This window comes from Bdellovibrio sp. HCB209, assembly GCF_047306065.1.
GTDB lineage: Bacteria > Bdellovibrionota > Bdellovibrionia > Bdellovibrionales > Bdellovibrionaceae > Bdellovibrio.
Genome location: NZ_CP178618.1, coordinates 3,118,967 through 3,142,276 on the forward strand (window position 1 = coordinate 3,118,967; position 23,310 = coordinate 3,142,276).

The 23,310-nt window shown below is 44.8% G+C and carries 23 protein-coding genes; 2 read left to right on the top strand and 21 right to left on the bottom strand.

All coding sequences use genetic code 11. From position 1 onward, the window contains the following. Positions 1-77: 77 nt before the first annotated feature. The 5 genes from ACLVWP_RS15150 to ACLVWP_RS15170 form a co-directional block, all read right to left on the bottom strand. Positions 78-1,379, bottom strand: a complete 1,302-nt coding sequence (locus tag ACLVWP_RS15150) for a sensor histidine kinase (protein WP_413558426.1) — start codon at positions 1,377-1,379, stop codon at positions 78-80. A gap of 69 nt (positions 1,380-1,448) precedes the next feature. Next, complete coding sequence (gene hpf, locus ACLVWP_RS15155) at positions 1,449-1,799, bottom strand: ribosome hibernation-promoting factor, HPF/YfiA family (RefSeq protein ID WP_413558427.1); 351 nt, start codon at positions 1,797-1,799, stop codon at positions 1,449-1,451. A gap of 173 nt (positions 1,800-1,972) precedes the next feature. Continuing rightward, positions 1,973-2,536, bottom strand: a complete 564-nt coding sequence (locus ACLVWP_RS15160; protein WP_413561586.1) for a 5'-nucleosidase — start codon at positions 2,534-2,536, stop codon at positions 1,973-1,975. A 16-nt stretch (positions 2,537-2,552) separates the two neighbouring features. Beyond that, positions 2,553-3,050, bottom strand: a complete 498-nt coding sequence (locus ACLVWP_RS15165; RefSeq protein WP_413558429.1) for an adenine phosphoribosyltransferase — start codon at positions 3,048-3,050, stop codon at positions 2,553-2,555. A 17-nt stretch (positions 3,051-3,067) separates the two neighbouring features. Next, positions 3,068-3,904, bottom strand: a complete 837-nt coding sequence (locus ACLVWP_RS15170) for a TIGR02147 family protein (protein ID WP_413558431.1) — start codon at positions 3,902-3,904, stop codon at positions 3,068-3,070. Positions 3,905-4,105: 201 nt separating this feature from the next. Here ACLVWP_RS15170 and ACLVWP_RS15175 point away from each other — a divergent pair, with 201 nt between their 5' ends. Both ACLVWP_RS15175 and ACLVWP_RS15180 read left to right on the top strand, forming a co-directional pair. Next, a complete protein-coding gene (locus tag ACLVWP_RS15175; RefSeq protein WP_413558433.1) occupies positions 4,106-4,552 on the top strand; it encodes a hypothetical protein in 447 nt (148 codons plus the stop codon). A 135-nt stretch (positions 4,553-4,687) separates the two neighbouring features. After that, the gene (locus ACLVWP_RS15180) at positions 4,688-5,923 is read left to right on the top strand and encodes a hypothetical protein (protein WP_413558434.1); all 1,236 of its coding nucleotides are present in this window, start codon (positions 4,688-4,690) and stop codon (positions 5,921-5,923) included. Here ACLVWP_RS15180 and rpoN read toward each other — a convergent pair. The 16 genes from rpoN to ACLVWP_RS15260 all read right to left on the bottom strand — a co-directional run bounded on the left by rpoN (position 5,920) and on the right by ACLVWP_RS15260 (position 23,309). Beyond that, a complete protein-coding gene (gene rpoN, locus ACLVWP_RS15185; protein ID WP_413558436.1) occupies positions 5,920-7,362 on the bottom strand; it encodes an RNA polymerase factor sigma-54 in 1,443 nt (480 codons plus the stop codon). The two genes, ACLVWP_RS15180 and rpoN, sit on opposite strands and share 4 nt — an antisense overlap. Before the next feature lie 28 nt (positions 7,363-7,390). Further along, positions 7,391-8,113: an LPS export ABC transporter ATP-binding protein gene (gene lptB / locus ACLVWP_RS15190; protein WP_413558437.1), complete on the bottom strand. Its 723-nt coding sequence runs from the start codon at positions 8,111-8,113 to the stop codon at positions 7,391-7,393. After that, complete coding sequence (lptC, locus tag ACLVWP_RS15195; RefSeq protein WP_413558438.1) at positions 8,110-9,141, bottom strand: LPS export ABC transporter periplasmic protein LptC; 1,032 nt, start codon at positions 9,139-9,141, stop codon at positions 8,110-8,112. Before lptC ends, lptB begins: the two co-directional genes overlap by 4 nt. Positions 9,142-9,159: 18 nt before the next feature. Continuing rightward, positions 9,160-9,714, bottom strand: coding sequence for an ExbD/TolR family protein (locus ACLVWP_RS15200; RefSeq protein WP_413558439.1), 555 nt, complete (start codon positions 9,712-9,714; stop codon positions 9,160-9,162). Between the two features lie 44 nt (positions 9,715-9,758). Beyond that, positions 9,759-10,235, bottom strand: coding sequence for an ExbD/TolR family protein (locus tag ACLVWP_RS15205; protein WP_413558441.1), 477 nt, complete (start codon positions 10,233-10,235; stop codon positions 9,759-9,761). Positions 10,236-10,263: 28 nt separating this feature from the next. Then, positions 10,264-10,980 (bottom strand): MotA/TolQ/ExbB proton channel family protein, encoded by a 717-nt coding sequence (locus ACLVWP_RS15210; protein WP_413558442.1) that lies wholly within the window; start codon positions 10,978-10,980, stop codon positions 10,264-10,266. 50 nt (positions 10,981-11,030) lie between these two features. Continuing rightward, on the bottom strand, positions 11,031-13,292 hold the full coding sequence (locus ACLVWP_RS15215) for an AgmX/PglI C-terminal domain-containing protein (RefSeq protein WP_413558443.1): 2,262 nt from the start codon (positions 13,290-13,292) through the stop codon (positions 11,031-11,033). Further along, positions 13,289-13,561, bottom strand: a complete 273-nt coding sequence (locus ACLVWP_RS15220) for a hypothetical protein (RefSeq protein ID WP_413558445.1) — start codon at positions 13,559-13,561, stop codon at positions 13,289-13,291. Before ACLVWP_RS15220 ends, ACLVWP_RS15215 begins: the two co-directional genes overlap by 4 nt. Before the next feature lie 23 nt (positions 13,562-13,584). Then, a complete protein-coding gene (locus ACLVWP_RS15225; protein ID WP_413558447.1) occupies positions 13,585-14,433 on the bottom strand; it encodes a tetratricopeptide repeat protein in 849 nt (282 codons plus the stop codon). Then, positions 14,433-17,651: a tetratricopeptide repeat protein gene (locus ACLVWP_RS15230; RefSeq protein ID WP_413558449.1), complete on the bottom strand. Its 3,219-nt coding sequence runs from the start codon at positions 17,649-17,651 to the stop codon at positions 14,433-14,435. Before ACLVWP_RS15230 ends, ACLVWP_RS15225 begins: the two co-directional genes overlap by 1 nt. 5 nt (positions 17,652-17,656) lie before the next feature. Next, on the bottom strand, positions 17,657-19,243 hold the full coding sequence (locus ACLVWP_RS15235) for a tetratricopeptide repeat protein (protein ID WP_413558451.1): 1,587 nt from the start codon (positions 19,241-19,243) through the stop codon (positions 17,657-17,659). After that, positions 19,240-20,082, bottom strand: coding sequence for an outer membrane beta-barrel domain-containing protein (locus ACLVWP_RS15240; protein ID WP_413558452.1), 843 nt, complete (start codon positions 20,080-20,082; stop codon positions 19,240-19,242). Before ACLVWP_RS15240 ends, ACLVWP_RS15235 begins: the two co-directional genes overlap by 4 nt. A gap of 13 nt (positions 20,083-20,095) precedes the next feature. Then, positions 20,096-20,842: an outer membrane beta-barrel domain-containing protein gene (locus tag ACLVWP_RS15245; protein ID WP_413558453.1), complete on the bottom strand. Its 747-nt coding sequence runs from the start codon at positions 20,840-20,842 to the stop codon at positions 20,096-20,098. A gap of 3 nt (positions 20,843-20,845) precedes the next feature. Next, a complete protein-coding gene (locus tag ACLVWP_RS15250) occupies positions 20,846-21,349 on the bottom strand; it encodes a KdsC family phosphatase (protein ID WP_413558455.1) in 504 nt (167 codons plus the stop codon). A gap of 206 nt (positions 21,350-21,555) precedes the next feature. After that, the gene (locus ACLVWP_RS15255) at positions 21,556-22,215 is read right to left on the bottom strand and encodes a TonB family protein (RefSeq protein ID WP_413558457.1); all 660 of its coding nucleotides are present in this window, start codon (positions 22,213-22,215) and stop codon (positions 21,556-21,558) included. 113 nt (positions 22,216-22,328) lie between these two features. Then, positions 22,329-23,309, bottom strand: a complete 981-nt coding sequence (locus tag ACLVWP_RS15260) for a KpsF/GutQ family sugar-phosphate isomerase (protein ID WP_413558459.1) — start codon at positions 23,307-23,309, stop codon at positions 22,329-22,331. Between the last annotated feature and the right edge of the window lies 1 nt (position 23,310).

Below are 23,310 nucleotides of genomic sequence, written 5' to 3' on the forward strand. Positions count from 1 at the left end.
AGCGCGACAATGTTTGTTTGACGACATTTTAAGTCAGATTCGCAACCTATCAAACTCGTATTTGGGGGTCAACCTATCTAGGGAGCCTTCTTAAGGAAAAGGCTGATACGGGTACCTTTATTCTTGGAATCGACGTTATGACAGATACTGTGGATCTGAAGACGACCATGCGCCTTATCGATATAGTGCTTCATGAGTAAAAGTCCAAAACCCGTGCCCTTCTCGCCCCATGTTCCCAGTGTCGAGGACAAAGCTCCTGTCGCTTCCCACTGCTGGAGTCGCTCCGGCGGAATACCCTGCCCATGATCACGAATTATCAGTTCGTATTCGCTTCCATGAGAAATCCCACTGACCTCGATCTTATCTCCAGGTGAGGCAAACTTGATGGCATTAGAAAGGGCATTGCTGATCACTTGTGTTCTAAGACTTGTCTCATCTCCGAGGACATTCGTGTTTTTAACCTCTGGATCAATCTCCAATGTGATTTTTTTATCTCGGAGACGCTCCTCAAACAGCGCTTCAACCGTTTCAAAAATATTGGCCAGGGCCACTGGCAGAATCTTAAGAACAACTCGCCCTGAATCTGCAGCATCAAAGTATCGAGCGTTTTCAACGGTCTGACGAATGTTCGCGATCACTTTTTGCGAGTGAGACAAATCACCCTCTAGCTCGGGATGCTGCTTAAGAATCTTCTGCTGAGAAAACTCCACGGCTGTCAGCGGATTAAGAATGTCATGAGTGATTGCTCTGAAAAGCTGACGGATTTGCATGTTCTTCGCGGCAATTTTATTGTGATAAAAATATCCCAGCTCGATAAAAAAGAGTGTAAATCCTCCCACCAAACCAATGAGCCCCAGCCCCACCATGAACTGTGTCACCACACGTCCGTCGGCCGTTAACTCGCTGACTGGAACCAGACGATTCGTTTGCAGCAAAAACATTAAGACGTAGTCTGCTACGCAAATGAAGATCCAAATGAGTGCATGATTTTTATTAGTAAGAATCCCCACGATCATGGGAAGGACTGCAAACCAAATCAAGGTCGGCGCGTAAAATCCCCCCGTGTAAAATGCAAAGGAGAACTGAAACACCATCCCGGCCGTCACCATCGTGTAGGCCGCAAAAACCATCGACTTGGTTACTTTATAGAGTATAGGACACAACGCATGAATGATGGAGCACGAAAAACCGATGACAGCCAAGGCTTCACTGGTGACTAAAAAGATAGAAACGAAGCTGTACATCCACATCAGCAATCCAGTTAGCACCGTGATAATAACCAACAGGCGATACTTGTAGGATTTGGTAAGCGCATCGTCCTCTACGACAGAGGAAAAAAGCCAATTTCCGATGTGCACATTTGTTTCATTGCTATTCATGGAGCCATTAAACAACAAAAGGTGGTACTCGACCACCTTTTGTTAAAGACTTTGATATTTATAAGGCTTCTATGCGGCTTTACGCACACGAAGCATCTGATTCAAGCGCCCTTCTTTTGAGAGTTCGGGTTTTTTGTGATCTTTGTGTATTTTGGAATTTTTGAGAAACTGCTTCTCCAATTTATCAACACATGAGTCCACGGCTGCGTACGCATCAACGCTATAGGCGCTGGCTTTGAAATATTTTTCTCGGGTGTTCACAGAAATTTCCACACAAAATTCATTTTTGGTTTTGCTAAAGTAAACGGTCCCGTACCCATCTCTAAGCAAAAATTGACCGATTTCTTCCATACGCTGTTCTGTGTATGTAACAAGTGAATCGGAGTGATCAAGATGCTTAAAGGTTGTGTTCAATTTCATGTTTTTTCTCCTCCAGCCCCTTTCAAGGCCTTCTGTCATGTGGACAGGCACGTGTGCCCTTATAGAGCTTATCGGGTCGGCTCGACCAAAGATGAGCTCTATAATGAGAACCGGAGAGAAATATTTGCGGTTAATTTTATTTTCTCAAATTGAGAAAAATATTTTTCACGGATTTAAGTGGAAGAACTGCTCTCAGCTGCGATCATTCGCTTATAAAATTCTAAAAGCTTCTTCGCACCCGGTAGGAGATTTGCGGCCCAATCATTATGAGCATTGTGATCTGCTCCATCGGTAATATATTTCAAAGAAATAAGCTGTACGCCCGTTTTACGGCACACCTTAGCGATGGCATAGCCTTCCATATCTACTAAATCACAGGGAAGCTTAGGCGTTCCCGTCTCGAAATTATCCCCAGTACTGCAGATTCCATGAGGTAATTCTGAAAAATAAGGAATCAAATCGATTTGTCCTGGAATTGGATCAAAAGGTGTCTCACCAACTTTGAATCCCAGTGGCGTGATATCCATATCTCTTTGCACAAATGTTGAGACCTCAACCAAGTCATGTGTCTTGAATTTGGAACTGCCCGCAGTTCCTAAATTGATGATCACTTTGCACTTTGTTTTATGAATGACGTCCATAGCCGTCAACGCCGCGTTTACTTTACCAATACCCGTGTAATGAACTGGGATATTTTCGGCTTCGAAAATACCTTGGGATTCATGGGGAAGAGCCATTAATACTGCGACGTCTTTAGTATTGAACAAGGGAATAAACCTCTTTGCCGTTAAACTTCATTTGATTCAAGAAAGTCAGGTTCACCAGAACCGCTACTGATTGCACTGTATAACCAGCAAGGGTGCTCAAATCAATAGCTGCCTGCAATGTGCCGCCTGTTGCAAGAACATCGTCAACGATCATGATATTGCCGCCGCCAACGGGAAGCTCAATTTCAGCCGTTCCGTACTCTAGAGCATAGGAAATCTTTTTAGTCGGAGGAGGAAGTTTGCCCGCCTTACGAATCGGCAAAAAGCCTTTACCGTGAACAGCCGCCATGTGAGAGGCAAGAATGAATCCACGAGACTCGATCCCTGCAAAGTACTGAACCTTAGAAAGATCCACACCATTCACCAAGTTTTTAGAAACAAAAGTCAGCGCATCAGGATTTTGCAAAAGCGGAGACATATCACGGAATAGAATTCCCTCTTTCGGGAAGTTAGGGACATCTCTGATCAGCTTTTTTAAATCCATTGTGTCTTTTCCATTTCCTATTTTGCTATTTTAAAAAAATCTACAACCAAACCGACCAGCTCATCCGCCGGTTCGGAGTCGCGAATTTTCTCGCGGGTCGCGCGAATCATCTGACTGATTTGTTCGCGAATCACATCGACATCTGCTTTCGCGACAGATGCCACTGAAGAATAATGCAAATTATTATCTTTCATACCTTTTTCCAAGTTTTGAATCGATAACATTCTGAAATTGATATGGTGCCTCGTCTGCATCAACGAATTTGAATCTAAATGCAGACGACGTTTCCCAAAAGTGAGGGAGCCATCAGCCAATCGTCGCACAAGATCCTTCTCCAGCAGAAATTGAAGGGTTTTCGCAACGACGTCCTCTGGCAAGTTAACAGCTTGGGATATTTTCTCCGGAGTTGTGTATTGAGAAATTGTGGCCGCGATGTGCACCACCGCATAATGCCAAGAACTATAATAAGTCTGCTGATCTTCCGAAGACAAAATCTGATCCACATCAGATTTAGCCCAAGCCCTCTTCCCCTCACCCTGCATTTGAGTGACTTGCTTTTTAAGTCGCTGCCTCAAAGCCACCGTACCTGCGCGCTCTAAAGAAACCAAATTTAGGAAGTAATCAGCTTCGCTTTCATTCAGACTCAAGAAGGAACAAGCATCCAGGGCCTGCTCGACACTTAGATTTAAGTCACCGGATACGACTTTAGATAAATAGGACGTTTGGCAATTCATCACTTTTGCCAAGGCCGATAGCTGTCCACGCCCCTTCATCGGGTGAGACTCGATCCATTTACGCAGATACTTTTTGTAGTCCGTGAAGCTGTAAATATCTGGAAGTGTCTGTTTGGCCATGCCCTATTATCGGCAAAAAACGACTAAAACATGAATCAGATGTGTTCTATTTTAATAAACAATTTCATATACTTAGAAACTATTTAGTCCGCCAACTCAACAATCTCTGGGATTCTTGAGAAGGAAGATCTGGATGTGCTGCGTCAATTTAAGCTAAAACCTGCTCAACGAATACACGAACTAAACCTTAAGGAGGTTTTTATGAAATCAGTATTTACAGTTCTAGTTACTCTTTTGACTCTGACAACAACTGCATGGGCAGGTGGCAAAACTCTAACAAAGCCTGAAACATATGCGATGCTCCACAGCCTATCAAATGCATCTGTTTGCTTCTATTACAACTTGGCGAGCATAGTGCCATTGCCTTACTCCGCGACTCTGACTCGTTTCGATGGAGATAAAGTTATGTATGTCCTCACCGTGCCAAAAAGTGATGAGCTGGTATCTATTAAAGTACAATTGAGTGCTGACGGAAAACGTGTCGAATACTTCAAAAGCGATGTCTACGAGATTGAGCAAAAAAATATCGGCACAATCGAAAACCCTCAGTGGGTTAATAATCCTATCCGCTCCGAAAAGGACTCGATGGAATGCATCGGCAATCAAAACACTCCAGCCGGAGTAAAATGGCCACACCAAGGTCTTTAGACATTCTGGCTTCTGACCATTCGCAACGACGGCGACAGCGTAATTTGTCGCCGTCTCATTTTGAGCCATGTCAGTTCAACTATAACAGACATCATACGGCTTACCTTTTGCTGATAGTCTACTAAGGAGTAATCCATGATTAGCACACTTAGGAAAATCATTTATATGGCTGTTGCTGGATTCCTATCCACGGCAATAGGAATTGAAAAGATTCAATTTAAAACCACTATAACTCCTGAAGTAAATACCAAGCTGATCAAGGAACTACCTCCCAAGGTAAAGCCCCTTTCAATTGGTGATGCCTATCAACTAATGAACTCCCAATTAGATTCTGACTATAAGAAACTAGATTCCAACGGCCAGCGCTCCTTGGTCTCTTCGGGTGGAGAATCCAGCGGAGGCGGAGGAATGGGCTTGATCGCAAAAGGTCAGGTTCACCTTGCCGATTTAACCAGATACGAAGATACCTTTCTTGATGAAATCAAACTGATGTCTCCACGCGAACGCGAGAGCTACGTCCAAAATAATTTCTTCCGCAATGCAGGATTGTACAACTTCACGGGCTTGGCGGGCTGGCAGTACTTCCAAACTCACCGCAAAGCCCCCTCTATCGGATATCGCTCTGATTTTTCGGGCGTATTCCCAGAGGCATTTCATCGTCTGTTCAGTCAAACCAAATACCCACTGCTTAAGGCGTTAGCCTACGCAAATTGCGACCGTGAGCCTGTTTTGCTCTATCAACATATGATTTTCATCGATGATTCCTCAAAAAATCAATATGCCTATTTCTCCAATAGGTTTCCAGTGGCCATTCAGCAACCTTTGGTATTTTTCCGAGACAGAACACTGGTTGTATCGGCTCCTCTAGTTGGCGCCATGGATGAAAAAAACAGAACGGCTTTAGGTGTTCATGAATGCCTACGACATCTTAATTCAAATATTCTCCAAGAGGGACTTGCAACGGCAGAGATAGAAGCCCTGACTCGAGAAATGATGCAATCTTCTTTTGCGTCTGATAACCAACTTCTTAAGTCGGCCCAAATAAAAATGAATGCACTTAAAGAATTTCAAATGCCAGAAAACCACTGGGTGCGCATTTTCAAAATTAGAAAAGCATGTGACGCTGCTAAGCCTGACCTAGGAACCGACGAGGCACGTATTTGCCACTCCCTTTACGATGCAGAGTCCAACCTCTACTCTTCGCAACGTATCGCTCCCGAGAGAGAAAAATTATTCTGTATAATAGAAAACCCAGAAACCATTCCAGGCTGGAACAAGAAAACTGAAGCTCAACTTGTTAAGCAAGATATTCGCAACGTCTACGATTGGTTTAAAAATGCAGCCGCATCTGTAAACCAATGTGATTTCTAGAAGTATTTCTTACGTTGAGATGACGGAAGGATCTTCAGAACATCGCGGTATTTTGCAACCGTACGACGAGCGATTTGGATACCGTCTGCTTTTAGCAAATCCACGATTTTTTGGTCGGAAAGAGGATTTTTTGGGTCTTCTTTAGAAACCAAATCTTTGATTTTAACCTTAACTGATTCACTCGCCAACGAGTCGCCATCACCAGACGCGATACCCGAGTTGAAGAAGTATTTCAGCTCATAGATACCTTGTGGCGTGTGCACGTACTTAGCCGTTGTAACACGACTGACCGTCGATTCATGCATCCCGATGTCGTTCGCGATATCGCGCAAAACCATCGGTTTCAAATGCTCAGAACCCTTTTCAAAGAAGTCGCGTTGATGTTTTACGATCGACTCTGCAACCTTGTAGATAGTTCTTTGTCTTTGGTGGATAGACTTAATCAACCAAACCGCCGAGCGCAATTTCTCTTGGATATAATCCTGAGTTTTATCACCCGTTGTTTTTCCACTCTTAAGCATGTTTTTATAGAAGTTTGAAATTTTCAAACGTGGCAAACCGTCTTCATTCAAAGACACCACGTAATCGTCACCCACTTTGTAAACGTAAACATCTGGCGTTACGTAGTGAGTATCACTCGAAACAAAGGCACGCCCTGGTTTTGGATCCATAGCATAGATGATCTTACACATATCAACTACGTCTTCGATATCGCGGCCCAAGGCTTTGGCAATCGCTTCGTAGTTTTTCTTTTCAAGATCTTTCAAATGATTGTTGATCAGGTTTACTAGATCGTGAGTGTCCTCTTCCAAGTGCTTGGCTTGAATTAAAAGACATTCCTTCAAATCACGAGCCCCCACGCCTGGAGGATCGAACTCGTGAATCAGCGTCAGCGTGTCCTCAAGAAGATCTTTATCCATCTTCTCTTCCTCAGCTAACTGATCCATTGGAACTTTGAAGTAACCGTCATCATCGATCGCGCCGATAATCGCATCAGCAGCTCTTTCCTCTTCTTCAGAGAAACCATTCATCTTAACTTGCCAGTACAGGTGGTCGTGCAAAGTTTGAGATGCGGTGATGACATTTTCATAGTTCATGATCTCTTCAGAACCAGCCATGCCGGACTGAGGAGGTTTTTGATTTTGTTCAATGTAAGATTCCCACTCGAACTCATCTTGCTTTTGTGGGTCTTGAGAGATCTGATCGTTCGTAGACTCAACGGAACCTTCGCCAGCAACTTCTTCAGAGGCCTCTTTGGTACGTTGCAGATCTTCTTCTTTTAACTGTTCGGCTTCTTCTAGAATCGGGTTTTCCTCAAGCTCAGAACGAACCGCCGACTCAAGCTCCATACGCGACATCTGCAACAATTTAATTGCTTGTTGCAGTTGCGGAGTAATGACCAGAGATTGACTCAGGTTCATGGTCTGTCTAAGAGCCATTGTTTACCTTTCTAAAAACGCACTAGCGTTACAGCCTAAAGTTCTCACCGAGATAGAATTTACGAGCCAATTCGGAATTCGTGATTTCGTCAGCACTTCCGCTAACCTGAATCTGCCCGTCCTTCAGTATATAAGCATAATCGCAAATACCCAAAGTCTCACGAACGTTGTGATCTGTTATGAGAACTCCTATACCTTTGGCCTTAAGTTCGCGGATGATATTCTGGATATCACCGACCGCAATAGGATCGATCCCCGCGAACGGTTCATCGAGGAGCAGAAACTTAGGCTCCCCAGCCAAAGCACGAGCGATCTCCACACGGCGACGCTCACCACCAGACAGGGCATAGCCAAAACTGTCACGGATATGACCAATACGAAGTTCAGAAATCAATAGTTCCAATCGCTCTGCACGTTGTGCCCCACTAAAACCATGAGCTTCCAAAGCCACCGTGATATTTTCTGCAACAGTAAGTTTACGGAAAATACTTGGCTCCTGAGCCAAATAGCTCAAGCCAACGCGCGCACGACGATACATCGGCTCGTTTGTGATGTCTTCATCATCAAGTTGGATGTTGCCTCTATCTGGTTGAACGATACCTACCACCATATAGAAAGATGTGGTCTTACCAGCTCCATTCGGCCCCAAAAGACCGACAACCTGACCCGATTCTACAGAGAAAGACGCACCGTCAACGACTTTGCGCTTCTTGAAACTTTTAGAGATATCTTTGATGGTCAGAATGCTCATTGATTTTCCTTGTTGTCCATCTTAGCACGGACTCTCTCTACCTTAACCTTTTTCCCGCCATCGAGAAAGATGATTTCCTCACCGCTGAGCTCATCATTATTCTGAATAACCTTAGGTTTGCCTTTGAATACGTACTTATTTGCAAGAAGGTCCAGGTTCACCATATCGGATGTTGCAAACTTATCTGCGTCGCTGACTTTAACGCCGCCCAGAATATTTATGTTACTAAGAATATTCGCACCGCGATCATAGAGGAAATTCGCCTCGGGACCTTCTAAGCGCATGCCATCATAGTTCATACGAACCGTCCCCAGAAAGCGCGCGACATTATTTTTACCACTGAACTCAGCACCATCGGCAGCGATCTCAAATCGCTTGCCATCATTAGCTGCCTTGGTTGCAGTGACCTTTTCACGAATCAACATTTTGGATTGATCAACCAAAACCTGCATACGACGGCCTTTGACCACCATACCAGATCCGCTTTTATCACGAGGACCTTCCATGTAGACATCTTCGGGACTTTCAATTTCTCTTTTCACAGCGGAGTAGTGAATTCCTGGAGTTTTAAAAAGATAACCATTTTCAGAACGAGTCACCACATTGCCAGTGATTCTTAAATCTCTGGAATTCGCGTCGATAGTTCCTTCATCACCATTCACGGTGAATTCAATTTTTTCTTTGTTATAAAAAAGAACGCGGACCTGTTTTAATTTCCAGTTACCGCTACCCTGACTACCCTCTGCCGACTCAGAGAAAAGCTCCCAATCGCGTTGTCCTTTTTGGCTCTCCACCAAATGAACACCGCCCATTTTTTGGTCGGCCATGGAGCCGGGCTGTTTTTCATCAACGGCTTTACCCGCTTTTTTCAGCTCTTCGAGTTCTTTTCTTTTGCTTTCTTGGAGTTCGACACGGGCTTGAACAGCGGCATCATCTTCGTGTTCAAGTTTTTTGGGAAAAACGATAAGAACCTCAACGAATAACAGAATCAATAATGCTACAAAGATGAGGTTCTTAAACTTGGCCATGGATCGATTCTACCCAAGTTATTGGGTAGAAGTCGACTGGTTAGAGTTTTTGGTCACCGCGAAATTAATTTCTCCGGCTCCAGCTTCGGTTACTGTAAACATAACCTTTTTCACAGTCAGGAAATCGATACCTTTATCGGCCTGAATAGTTACTTTGCTCCATGCATTAGGATCCTCTGTATTTTGACCTTTAGTTTGATCTACAGCATTACGGATCTTGTTTTGCAATTTTGCTTCGTAATCAGCTTTGCTTTTTGCCAAAGCCGCCGCCAATTGGTCTTTCAACTTTGGAATATTCCAGTCATCTGGGCCGGTCGCTTGAACTTCATCAAACGTCGCCACAGTGTCTTTATCCAAAACGATCTCTTTATTGGAAATCGTCACAACGTGCGCTGGTTTCAATTCTTTTACACTGGCTGCCTTAGGAAGCGTAACTTCTTTTGGCATGTAAAGGATGTCACCTGTCGTGTTGTAGTTCTGAAGAAGGAAGATAACGAGAACCGTAAACATGTCGACCATCGCTGTCAAAGACAGAACTGCCGTCACGCCACGCTTCCCTTTACGTTTACTCAAAATATTATGATAACGATGTCTCTCGCCCGGTCTAAAGATTGCCATTATTGAGGCGCTCCTGTTGCGACTGATATCGCGCTAAATCCGGAAATAAGGCAGTTATCCATCGCTTTGATCAATTGATCATAAGGAAGTTCATCTGCCATCGTCAGGATTGCATCCACTTTTTCTGGATAGATTTGTTTAACTCTTTGAAGTTGCGCAATGAGGCCAGCATCGTCAAATTGTCCGCCTTGCATTGGAAGACTGATGACTTGTTTCCCAACAGTTAAAACATAACCAACAGGCTTCACATCCACCTTCAACACCACATCCGCTTGAGGAGGTGGAGTCGGACTGGGTTGAGTGTCGGATTTCTTACCGTACAAGGAACTTCCAATTTGAATCATAGAGATCTGGGTCCAAACGGCACTGATCAGGAGGAACGTAATAAGTACGCTCATCAAGTCAATGACAGGAACGAGATTCAACTCGATGTTCTTCGCCCTGCCGCCGGATTTGCCCTCTTCTATGTGAGCCATGCTAAACCTCTAACTTTACCGTAAGTAATTAATCTCTGATCTTTTCTCTGTTAGCTACAACTAGATTCAAAAGACTCATAGAAGTCTCAACAACTTCATTCTCAGTTTTTTGAATACGATGTTGGAACAAACCGTAAGCCACGATACAGATGATCGAAACCAAAAGACCGAAGGCAGTACAATTCAAGGCATGCGAGATACCTTTTGAAAGTTCGATAGATTTAGTAGCAGGGTCAGCCACCGCAACCGCACGGAAGGAACCGATCATACCAATGATCGTACCAAGTAGACCCGCAAGAACCGCGATATTACCGAATACCGCAAGGAAGGAAGTCCAACCTTCAACTTTTGGCATCTCTCTCATAACTGCTGCATCCATCGCCACTTGAATTTCTTCGTCAGGGCGTTTGTTCATCGCTTGCACAAGACCCGCTTTAACTGTGTTCGTCAAAGCTGCTGGGCGAGCGTCGCAATAAGAAATAGCTTGGCGAAGATCACCTGCTACAACCATGCGGAAGATTTGATCTGTGAATTCTTTTTTATCCACATTCAAATTTTTAAGTTTCATGATTCTGTCTACAATTACGATCACTGACATGATTGCGATGGCCGCGATGATGTACATCACGATACCGCCTTCAGAGAATGCGCGTTGTAGGAAATTCATATTGTCTGCCGTTGCAACTTGCATTGCTGCGTTAGTTGCTGACTGGGTAGCTGCTGCTGCTGCGTCTGTTGGGTTCACGAAAACTCCTCCTGTAGAGTAACTTTTTTAAATTTCTTAACTTATTAAATCTATTGTTGGTTCAAAACGAATGGGTAAGCTTCGATCACTGCCACGAGACCTGCTGGAGGTTCCGGGAATGTCCAACTTGCCAAACGATCTCTAATACAGTTCTCAACCTGTTTATCACCCAGTGTTGAGCTCTTTACTTTCACGTTGCGAGCCTGACCTTGAGCGACGATTTCCCAGCCCAAGATAACTTTACCTTCAAGACGAGTGCCTTTGGCCTTCGTATTAAGAGCTCTTTCGTAGCAGCTCTTAACTTCATGAAGTTTCGCACGGATCACACGACGAATTGCTTCTTTGTCGATTGTTCCGTCGAAGGACTCTTCCATACCACCACCTTCGATTGCTACTTGAGATTTCGAACCGAAACCTTCCGAAGCACCGTAAGCAGATTGACCTGACCCACGACCTTTAGTTCCGATACCCGCGATACCTTGAGTCGCAGTACCTTTACCACCGGCACCTGAGTCTTTAAATTTTGAGCCAAGATCATCACCGGCTCTGTTTTCGTTCATACCGGATGTACCAGTTGCTTGGTTGGCCATACCCAAAACCTCACCCTGACCAGAGTAAGCTTTATCGATATTACCTCTGTTACCGCCGCCACCGAATGCACTGAATAGACCCACTTTAGAAAGGTCTTTGTTTTTAGACTGTGCATTCGCACTAGCAGTTTCACCCATCTTCACTGCGCCACCTTGGCGAGTCGAAGTGAACTTCTTAGTACGATCTTTTGTCTCTTTCGGAGCCACTTCACTTGCCTTAGCTGCTTGTTGCGCTTTTTGCGAAACTGCAGGTTTATTTTCAGGCTTTTTCTCCTGCGCTTTTTTATCGTTATCGTTTACGACAACTTTTTTAGGCGTAGGTGTTGGAGTAGGCTGTTGCACCGGAGTCGGAGATGGCTCTGGTGGCTTCGGTGTCGGTGCTGGTGGAGGAGGCGTTGGTTTCTTATCAAAGATAACCTGCGCAATACGCTGTACGTCCTCTTGCTTATTCTCTTCCCAGTCACTTGGCGTTGTTGCAGAGATGTACAATGCAAGCAATCCCACGATCACAAAAGACATGATCATACCCGTAAGCTCAGAACCAGAAAGCATCACAGAAGTGATTGGCACCACTGGAGCTTGAGGAACGAATCGGATATAAAGATTGATGTTTCCACCTGGCAGAGCCAAGCAAAGCATTTCACTTTGATCGACACGAACTGAATAACCGCCACCCGCTCTTTGCGCGCGACCGCTTTTCTCTAGTTCTTCGATAGCAACCAAACCAGTGGAGGCTACCATTTCGATTTTCATGTCTGCTGCTGTGTTCACTTTTAGGCCAGCGCTCAAATCCAAAATTTGGAAACCTTTAGGCATGATGCCTTCAGGAAGAGCGATGCTATTTGGTTTATCTTCACCCAAATTTACGTGAACAGATTGATTGCCTTTAAAGTTGTACGTGTTCAGGATGCGCTCTTTCCAAGCAACGATCACTTGAACTGTAGGACCTTTTCCAGGCTTCAAATAAGTTTTAAGATCTTGAATCTCACTTGGAGGAGCAAAAGACTTAACTTTCTTTTCCTTCTTAAACGGAGATTTCGCTGCACGAATCTCTGGACGAGTCGGAGCCGCCGGAGCCGCTGGCGTTACCGCTGCTGCAACAGGTGCCGCTGCCACTGGAGCCGCAGCTACAGGTGGAGCTTTTTCGTCAATCTTAGGAACTTCAGAAGGAATAGCTACTTTTACTTCTTCTTTTTTCTCAACTGGTGGCGGAGCCGCTGGTTGAGGTTTCGCTGCAACCGGCTCTTCTGCTGGCGGAGGAACAGGAACTGAAGTCACTGTTTCCGTCGCCGGCGGCGGAGGTGTTGCTGCGACTGGCGCCGGTGTTGCCGGTGCCGCTGGTGCAACTGGAGCTGCAGGAGCCTCAGTTACGACAGGAGCTGCTGACGCCAACTCTTCTCCTGGAGGAGGAGCTTTTGGTTTTGGTACACCTAGGAAGAATACAATTTTAAATGGACCGACAGTCACTTCATCGCCGGAAGTAATGCTCTCATCGAGAATTGCTTGTCCATTTTTGAACGTGCCTGTTTGAGATCCCAAGTCGCAGATGTAATAGCCCGAGTCACGTCTCTCTAAAAGACAGTGAATTGGCGATACACCGTCGCCATCAAGGTCGACGTGAACTTCCTCAGAGTGACCAATTACGATCTGATCTTGATCGAACTGTTTAACCCCGGTAAGTTGGTTATCCTTAAAAATTCTGAATATTAACGGCGATCTCAATTACTACCTCGAACTCGCTGAATGTCTTCTGCTGATCTTCTCATCTCGGGAGTAAAGTTCTCTCTGAGTTTGATCAATCTTTTATAATTGAAATTCTTTTTCTGGAAGAGATAGGAAAGCTCAGGCTTTTGCGTGCCCCCCTCAACCAACTCGTCCTCAAAGTTCAGTGTTGCTTTGCGCTCTTTTTTAGCGGCTTCTTGCGCATAAGCAAAATTGCAAACCAAGGATATGATGCCCAGCAAAGATATGTATTTTAAAAGTCGCAACATGGTTCACTCCCTCGAGGATTCACTTATTTTAAACCTGCTTTGGCCTTGTTCTCCAAAGCATTTATTCTGTTACTCGACCCTGCTGGCCCACCTACAAACTTTAGTCTGCTTATGACCTCGAGCCCGTCCTTATATTTTTCCATTTTATCTACCAGAAGAATAGCGTAGTTCAGCATTGCCTCGCGGTTGTTGCTGTCCTCTTTGACGACTCTCTTGTATAGGTCAGCGGCTTTGTCGTAACTACCTGTAGCAGTCAACGCCACTGCATAATTGTTCATCACACGTGGATCTTTGATTCCGCGGCCGTATGCAACCTCAAGCGCCAATAGACCTTTTTTGTAGTCTTTCTCCTGGACGTAGATGGAACCTACGTTAGCAGATGCCACTGGCTCCATCGCATTGATCGAGAGCGCTTTTTTGAAAGACTTGATCGCTTCACGTCTTTCATTTTGAGACAACTGGACCACACCCAAATTTGAATAAAGCTCAGCCATATTCGGATTTGCGGCAATCGCCTTACTCAAAAGATACTTTGAAAGATCAAAGCGTCCTTTTTTGTAGTGGTACATCGCCAACGCATTCAAGGCGCGAGCATCATTACCATTCTGAGCTAGGATATCCGTTGCTGCTCTGTAGATGCCCTCGTCGTTTTGCGATTTAATAGCACCATTCAAGTTTGAATACTGAGAAGACGCGATCGGAGCGGGCTTTACTTCCTCCGGCTCGTCACGTTTTGCTTCTCTCGCTGGAGCATCTTCCTGAACGGTTGGAGCGTCTGTCACGCCTTCCATGCCCAGATCATCAGAGCTTTGCGTAGGCTTAGAAGAACAAGCCGCCAAGAATAATAGTGTCAGCAATAAGTACTTTTTCATTATTGACCCATCCAGTTCACAAGACGAAGTTCAGAGCCTGTTTCACCACCGTTATAGTAGTTTGCAGGATCTACTTTGCTCATATAATCCAAAGCTGCACGATAAGCGTCGTTGTAAGCTTCAAGCTCCCAAGCACGGTCTACGCAGACTTTGTAGCTGTCTTTTGCTTTCGTCATAAATGGCTCTGCAAACTTCTCTACACCCGCTTTGTACTGCTTCGTCTCTTCAGGATTTAGTCCTGGAGGAAGTGGTGCATTGATAATTGCTTGGGCCATGTTCGTGTTCGCATCACCCAATAGAGCTAGAGAACTTACGATCTCTTCAGCACTGTCGTACTTGATAACATCAACCAGTTCGCCAGAAAGCTTCGTCAACAAACCAATCTTTCTGTCGGCTGCCGCTTTTTGTCTCGCCGGGTTTGCCGGGAAGTTGATTGAACGCATTTCTTTAAACGTCAGCATTGCATCCGCAAATTTAAGTTTGGCTGCGTATGAAGCGCCAGGTCCTTTTTTGTTCGGAGCGAAACGTCTTTGGATGGCCACAGTTTTACCAGCCCATTCTTTAGAGCGAGTGATAGCACCCACTTCTTTAGAAAGCTCATAAACCCAGTAAGCACTCTCAACGACTTTTTCTTGATCGCGACCGCCCGTTTCCACGTATTCCATGTAGTTACGGATCGCTGCACCTTTTTGATCAGCCTTACGGTGGATCGTTGCGATGCTATAAAGGACTTCCACATTCTCGCTACGTTTTTTGTTCATTTTAGTGAACTCAGTATACGCGCGGATCGCTTCGTCATTACGGCCCAATGCTTCGTAAAGAACAGCCGCATTAAACATCAAGTTCGGCGACAATGGATCTTTAGGAGCCTCTTGTGCCAACTGTTTGTAAAGCTTCGCTGCCTCTTCGAACTGCGCAGAATCTTGGTATTGTTTTGCCAAGAAACGACGAACTTTCGGTCTTAGCTTCTCAGCTTCTGGATCTTTAGAAGCCAACACGCCTTTGTAAGCGGCAATCGCCATACCATTTTGTCCTGCGCGCTCATAGTTGATACCCGCATTGTACATAGCTGTCGTTGCTAAGCTTGAACCAGGGTTTGCTTTGGCAAATCCCTCGTAAGCTTGTGCTGATTCTGCATACTTCTTTTGGCCTTCAAGATCTTGACCTTTTTTGAAGGATGCCTTTTCCATGATACCGCGGATATCTTTACCCACTGGTGAAGCCGCAATCGATGGAACTGACAACATCTCCGCACCTACTTTTTCTAGGCCGGCATAGTCTTTCTTCAAGTTGTAGATATCCAAGATCAAGTTGGCAGAGTATTCCGCATACTTAGATTTCGGATTGTTTTTCACGATATCGCGGAACTGAGTTACTGCCTGATCGAAATGATTCGATTGGTAGTACAAGCGACCAATACGGAATTTGATCTCTGGAGTCTTCTCAGACTGAGGGAACTTATTCACGTACCAAGTACCGGCTTTAATGAAGCGGTCCACTTTTGGATCAAGAGGAATTGGATCCAACGAGTTACCCACACGTTTTTGCATTTCTGCGTCCGTTGGAATCGTTTTTTCCACTGCCAAGATCAAGTTTTGCGCTGCCTTAGGATAGAACTTACTTTGTGGAGCTTTTTCAGCAACCCATTGGTACTGAACGAAAGCTTCATCGTAACGTTGCATATCGTACAACAACTCCCCGTAATAGAAGCGCATATCGCCAATCACCGGAGAATCAGAGAATTCAGAGATATAAAGCTTATAACCTTCGTTCGCTTGCGTTTGAGAAAATTGCGCACGAGAGTTCTGAGCCGTTTGATGTTGTTGCAAGATATAGTTACGCAACGTTGTTTCGCGCAATTTATAAGAGCTTTCCATCAATTCTTTATTTTTATTATTAGCAGCATACCAGTCGCTGCCTTTGCCGTAGTCTTTTACCCAGCCGTAAAGTTCATCTTTAAAGCGATTTGTGTTCTTCGCATAAAAGAAGTTCTGTACAACTTGATATTGGAACTCGAAGGCTTTCGCATGAGTTGGATTACGAGCGATCAAAAGCTTAAAGATGTCACGAGAAGCATCTTTGTTACCGCGAGCTTGATACTGATAAGCCAATCTTTCAAGATACTGATCGCTGCCTTGGCCAACTAGGCTGTCAAAGTAGTTCGCTGCATTCGCAGGATCGCCACCCTCAGCATAGAAGATAACCAAGTCACGCATTGCTTCGCCTTCTAGACGAGTGCGGTTGACTGCTTTACCAGCAACTTGTTCAGCTTCTTCCTGACGGCTGCTTTTAATGATGTATTCAAGATAAGAAAGACCTTGTTGTACTTTTCCTAAACGGAACAAGCACCAACCACCCTTGTACATCGCGAACGTGTGCAAGCGGTGTTTCTTTTGCTTAATCAAGAACGTGTATTCTCTGTAAGCATCAGACCATTTTTCATTCTCAAAGTAGTATTCACCCAACGCGAAGTGAGCTTCACCCACGAACGAGGAATTTGGATAACGTTTTGTCAGATCTTCATAGAACTGAGCACCTTTTTTAACATCGCCCAATTCAAAGTAGTTATAACCCAAGAAGAACAATGCCTGAGGCATTTTGGAATCTTTAGGGAAGTCACGTTGGAACCATTCATACAGTTGAACCGCTTTACGATTGTAATCACGAGCTTGTTCAAGCTCTAGAACTGGTTTACGGTTCGTTTTCTTTTCGTTGAAAGCTCTTAGCTTTGCATCGTACTCATCTTGCTTGCGAGAATCGACGATCGCAGATTTTTCAACATACAACTCAGCCAAACGCAGCCACAATTCACCACGGTTCGGGCTGGTTTTAAATCTTTGTGTCAGCTTGTAAAGCTCTTGAATCTGTTGATCCAAGATTTTTTCGTACTGAGCTTTTTGGTCTCCGCTTTTAGCGCGAGATTGCATGATCTCAGAAGAACGCGGTGGTTTAACCGCGCTCAAGTTCACTTGATTCTGCTGAGCCGCAAAACCCAAATTAGCTGTCGGAAGAGCCGTTGAATCTTTTTTAACTTTGGCATTGTCACGGTCAGCTTGAGCCAAAAGCTCGCCCACCGTTCTTGCACGAGTCGGCGCAGCAGCTGGAGCCGCTTTTGCCTTCCCCTTTTTTGCAGGAGCCGCATACGCTGGTGCAACTGAACCAGTCACCAGAGCCGTGATTAAACTTGTAACAAGAAGCTTATGCCTATTAAATTTCATAATCCCTACTCGCAACTTTGTTTGCCAAGATAGTGGTAGTTACCGATTTCATCCAACCAGAACTCGCCTTGGAATGGATAGTATTGGAAACCATTTTCGACATAGAACTTACGGTTCACGTTGTCGTCGATTTGTTCACCCAAGTCTTTGCCAGCGATTTTCTTTTTAACGCTTTCTTTTCTTCCGTTGATCATTTCGTAACGGATGAATCCAGCTTGTTCATATAGGTCATGAAGTTCAGCACGCATGTTCAACAAGTGCGCTTTCATCATGTCGCCGATCGCCAGTTTGGTATTTTTTGAACGATTCGCTAGGATTTTCAAAGAGTACTGACCCAAAGCAGAAGCACGGAATGTTGGGCTGCCCTCAACACGCGTTTTCTCCTGATTCAAACGAGCCAAGTAATTCATCGAACGTTTCACGTCACCTTGATCCATGATGTTTCTAAGAACGATGTATGGAAGGTGAAGATTCGCGGACTTATCCGTTGTTTTGATGATCTTCGCTTTTTCTAGCTCTTGATAGTAATACGTGTTGTCGTTCGTGCTCTTGATAAAGTTACCGATTTTAGCACGGATCGGACCATACGTTGTCTCGAACAAGTTCAAGACCTTTTCCATCTCATCGTATTTACAGATGTAAAGGTAAACGATGGAACGAAGAAGTAAACTCTCCGGCATATAAAAGTCTTCATAATATGCCGAGTGGAGAGTTTGGAAATTACTCATTGCTGAACGGAAACGAGCAGAACGCAACATCGCCCAAGATTGTTCGAAGATCGCATCATGCCACATCAAAGTATCGCGTGGAACTTGGGAGTAAGCTTCGATAGCCCCATCCCAGTCTTTCTTTTGGTACAAAGCACGAGCCAAAGCTAATTGCGCTTGAACTTTATTTGTATCCGTCACCGGAGCACCACTGCGCGCATCAACCATATTTTGGAAAATCGTGATTGCTGCAGGCACTTCGTTGGCCTCTAGCTCAGAAAGACCACGATTGTATAATGCTTGGAAGTAATAGCTGCTGTTCGCACCTACACGACCGAACATATCAATTGCTTTAGCATAGTCTCTGTTACGACGTTGGATTTCCCCCAAACGGAAGTAAACCATGTCTTTTTGGCTGGCTGGGATTGTATTTAGATCCACGCGAGAAATCGCGTAGTTCATGATCGTATCATCACCCAATCCATCGGCCACGATCGAAAGTTTTTCAATCGCTGGTTTAGAATAACGAGGATTGCCAGAGCGAATCACATCCACGAATTGGAAGGCTGCAGTTTGATAAAGTTTCAACTGCATCAACATTGTACCCAAGATGTACTTGATTTGTGGACGCTCAGCCGCCAACTCTGGCTTTCTTGCTAGAGTGAACAAGTTATTAGCTGCTGCTGCATACTGACCGCTTTGGGCCATTTGCAATGCTTTAGCCAATTGAGCTTTTGCATTCGGTGGTCTAACCACATTTGAACGAGGCGCTTGAGTCGCACGTTTTGCCGCAGGTCTTGCAGGTGCTTTTTTAGCAGTCTGCGCTTCGCCCACGACGGGCATAACCATACTTGTTGCGATCAGGAGTAAAAGTAATTTTCTCATCGGTATGTTGCCTCCGGAAAGAACCAGCTCACGCCTACAGTTAAGAACAAGTTGTTGAAGCTGTTATTCGACTGAGAAGTCGAAATAACCGTCCCCATATTGTCCTTAATCTTGTTTGTTACTGTTGCATTATAGAAGTTCCAGCTAAAGTCCCAGCGGAATGCCACAGACTTAGTCAGAGAGAAGATTTGACCAGCAGCTACGTGAATAGTACCGCAGCTTTCACCTGTCGAAGCTTCTGTCATCCCGTAACCACCAGAGAAGTACAAATCGAAAGGAACGATACGGTTATTGAACCAAGTCATTTTACCGTAGATCGGAACCCACATTAGATCCGCACCCATATATGATTTTGGATATGCCAAGCTTTCCGTAGAAACACCGTTGTTAGCTTCCAACTCACGAGTAGATTCACGTTGAGACGTCGTCAAACCAAAGTAGTTCAACTCCACACCCCAAGTTTCAGTCAGGAAGTAACCAGCTTTAACAACACCACCCATTGTATTAAAGAATGGGTCATTGGTTACGATCGTACCGCCACCAAACAATTCGAAACGGCCCGTCTTTGGCATGAATCGCTTTTGAATGATCGAGATTTCTTGGAAAGGTGCTAGGTTCGCAAGACCTTTGAAATCTGTGACGTTCTTTTCATCGTCATCACCATAGTTTTTTGCAGCAGCCGAATTTTCAATCGTTTGTCTTCTTGGAGCAGAACGACTGACTTCTGATTCGATACTGTCAACTTCGTCTCCACCGCCGCCAAGATCTTGAGCTTGAACCAAGCCAGGAGCTAGCATCGCGGAGAACAGCAAGAATGCGATTAGTTTTCTGTTCAACATCTTTCAACCTCGCCTAAAACAAGTAAGACAAACCGACATCGAGGTTTGTAGTGTAAGTGAGTCGTTCTTCGAATGAATCTTTAGCAGGAACTGGATCCACATCACCCGGGTTCAAGGAACCGTCATTCATAGAATCTTTTTTAAATGGAATCGGCGCTTGGTTCATGTAAAGACGAAGATCGAAACGAACTGCCCACTTTGGAGTGAAGTAGAACTTTTGACCAAGACCCAATGCCAACGCTGGATAAGATTTGTTTTCAAACTTAACCATACCCAAGGCACCTGAACCGAAAAGCATCGTGTTGATAACGATAGACTTCGTTAAGCTCATCTTGCCGTAGAACATCTTCAAGTTGTAATCACCCATGATAACCATATCTGGTTTCGGTGCACGGTTGTAATCCAAGCCGTATTCTTTATGAAGTTGATTTGAGTATGTAGAAAGACCCGATGAGTTCTTCGCAAAGAGTACACCCAACGCACTGTCTTCATTCCAATTGTAGTACGCAGACGCACCAAATTTACTGACGTCGTAAATTGGTTCAGTCAGCGCCATACCGTAGAACAAGTTCGCATCAACACGACCCGCTGTAACTACACGACGATTCTTAACGCTCACCGATTTATCAAAAATCGGGAGTACGGATTCTTTTGCTAGTTCTTCAACTGGCAACTCAACCAACTCAGCCGCAAACGCCGTCTTATGCAAAACCAACGCTGCAACAATGATGATCAAGGCTTTCAAACCATTCTTTAGCATGAATTACCTACCTGAGGAAAAGGCCCCATATTTATAAATGTAATCACAAACTTCACGTACTGCTCCGCAACCACCAGGCCGCTTCGTCACGTAATCCGCAATTTCAATAACTTCGTCTACTGCTTCTGGAACTGTGGCGCCGAAAGATACTGCCTGCAAAAGTGGGATATCGAAAATGTCATCACCCACATAAGCCATCTCATGTGGAGCAATCCCTGATTCTTTTTGCAGCTGTAAGAAAGAAGGCTCTTTGTCGAGAGCACCTTCGTAGAAATAATGAATACCAAGAGACTTCGCACGTGCGCGCACGTCCTCTGCCTTTGTGCCAGTAATGACAGCGATCTTGTAACCCGCTTCTGTCAGTCGTTTGATGCCAACACCATCGCGAATCGAATAAAAGCGGCGCCACTCGCCGTTTTCAAACCATATGCGTGTGTCGGTCATGACGCCATCGACATCGAGCACCAACATCTTGATATTTTTAAGTTTTGATATTTCTATTGCCACGAAATCATTGTGGGAAATTATTACAACGGTAGCAAGCGTCACACCTTGATACAGGACCTTTGTCTCACTGGAGAAAGGTCGAGTTTGATCTCATTTCACAAAGATTTTTCTTAAGGGTAACAACAGACCTAAGATAAAGTGTGTTCCCTTTTTATAAACTAGACCCGTACAAAAGTGATTGTTGGTGGACAGTGGTGAGCAGTGTCTTACTGCAAAGAATATTCGATAGGGATTTCAAGTCGCGCTGAAATATCAGCGAATTCTGCTGGCAATGGCTTGTATTTACCGATGCCTGCAATCAAACTTTTCGCAGCTTCATTCAATCGCTCGAAAGCCGCTCCCTGCTTGATTCCCACGGCAGAGATAGTTCCGTCTTTTTGCACCGTGAATTCAACCAAAACTCGGCCCGATTCACGCAGTCTTCTGGAAGTCACAGGATAGACTTTTCTGCCTTCGATAAGAACACGAAGTTCGTAAAGATATCGCTCTTTGATCGAAGCATTTCTATTACCATTTGCTTCACCCAATGGTCCTGAAGTCAGATTTCCATCGGCGTGACCCAAAGTTTTTGCTCCGGCAGTTTCAATTGCCTGCTGAGGAGGCAAAATTTCTTTGGCTTTCTTTTTTTCGATCGCAATATCACCGTCATTATTCAAAACGGGAGCCGCGATTCTTTTTTGAGGAGTTGCCACCACCGAGGTTGCTGCAGATTCAATTTCTACAACCACCGGACCGCCCTTTTTATAACTACCAAATGGCGCTAAAACTTGCGGCTTCATCGCAAGCATAGTCATCCCCGCAAACACCGTCAGGTGAAGGAAAAGCGAGATCGCAAAGGGTGGTAATTGACGAGCTTTTTGAAACAAGTTGGCCTCTTTACTTCGGTGTAGTTGACCCTCATGAAAAAGTCACCTCGCTTACCCGTAAATGAAAACCAACAGAAAATGGACGCGGGGTTGTAAACTACAACCCCAGTATATTAGCGTACACGCGCTTTTAAAAGGTCCTGAACATGCAAAATGCCCACGGGCTTTTGAGGTTGAGCAGATTCCTTATCGAGCACGAAAAGCATATTAATTTGGAACTGTTCCATCACGAAAAGGGCCTTTTCAGCCAGCTCGTTCTTGTCGATGGTACGAGGATTTGAGGTCATCAAGTCCTTTGCCAGGCCCGTAAAAGGATCGTTTGATTTATCCAAACGACGACGAATCTGACCATCGGTAATAACCCCGACCAGATCACCCTTCTCATCCACGATACCCGCAGCACCACGAACATCTTTATGGGTCATAATAGAGAAAACTTCCTTCAATGGAGCATTCAAGCCCACTGTCGGTAAAGCCTCCCCGGTATGCATAACATCTTTTACACGAGTCAATAGACGGTAACCAAGGCTTCCACCAGGGTGGAACTCTGCAAAGTCTGCAGAGCTAAATCCTTTTTCAGCCATCACACACATCGCAACAGCATCACCCATCGCCAATGTCGCTGTACTGCTTGCTGTTGGCGCCAATCCCAATGGGCAGGCTTCCTCAGAAACACTGATGTCCAAAGTCACTTGAGCAGCCTTAGCCAAAGACGAAGACATTTTACCAGTCAGGGCAATCATCGGAACACCCTTACGAGCCACAAAACTTAAAATACCCGAAAACTCTGGAGACTCCCCACCGTACGACAACGCCATGATAACGTCGTCACCAGTGACCATCCCTAGATCGCCATGATTGCCTTCAGCAGGATGCAAAAACACAGCTGGAGTGCCTGTCGAGGAGAATGTGCTAGCAAGCTTGCGAGCAATCTGGCCAGACTTACCCATTCCCGTGATAACAAGTTTTCCCTTACAAGAAGTGATCATTTTAACAACTTGTTCGAATTCAGCACCAAGGCGTGGCTTTAAAGCCAAAACCGCTTGGGCTTCGACTTCTAAAACTTTGATCGCTTGTTCAACCAACTTAGACATA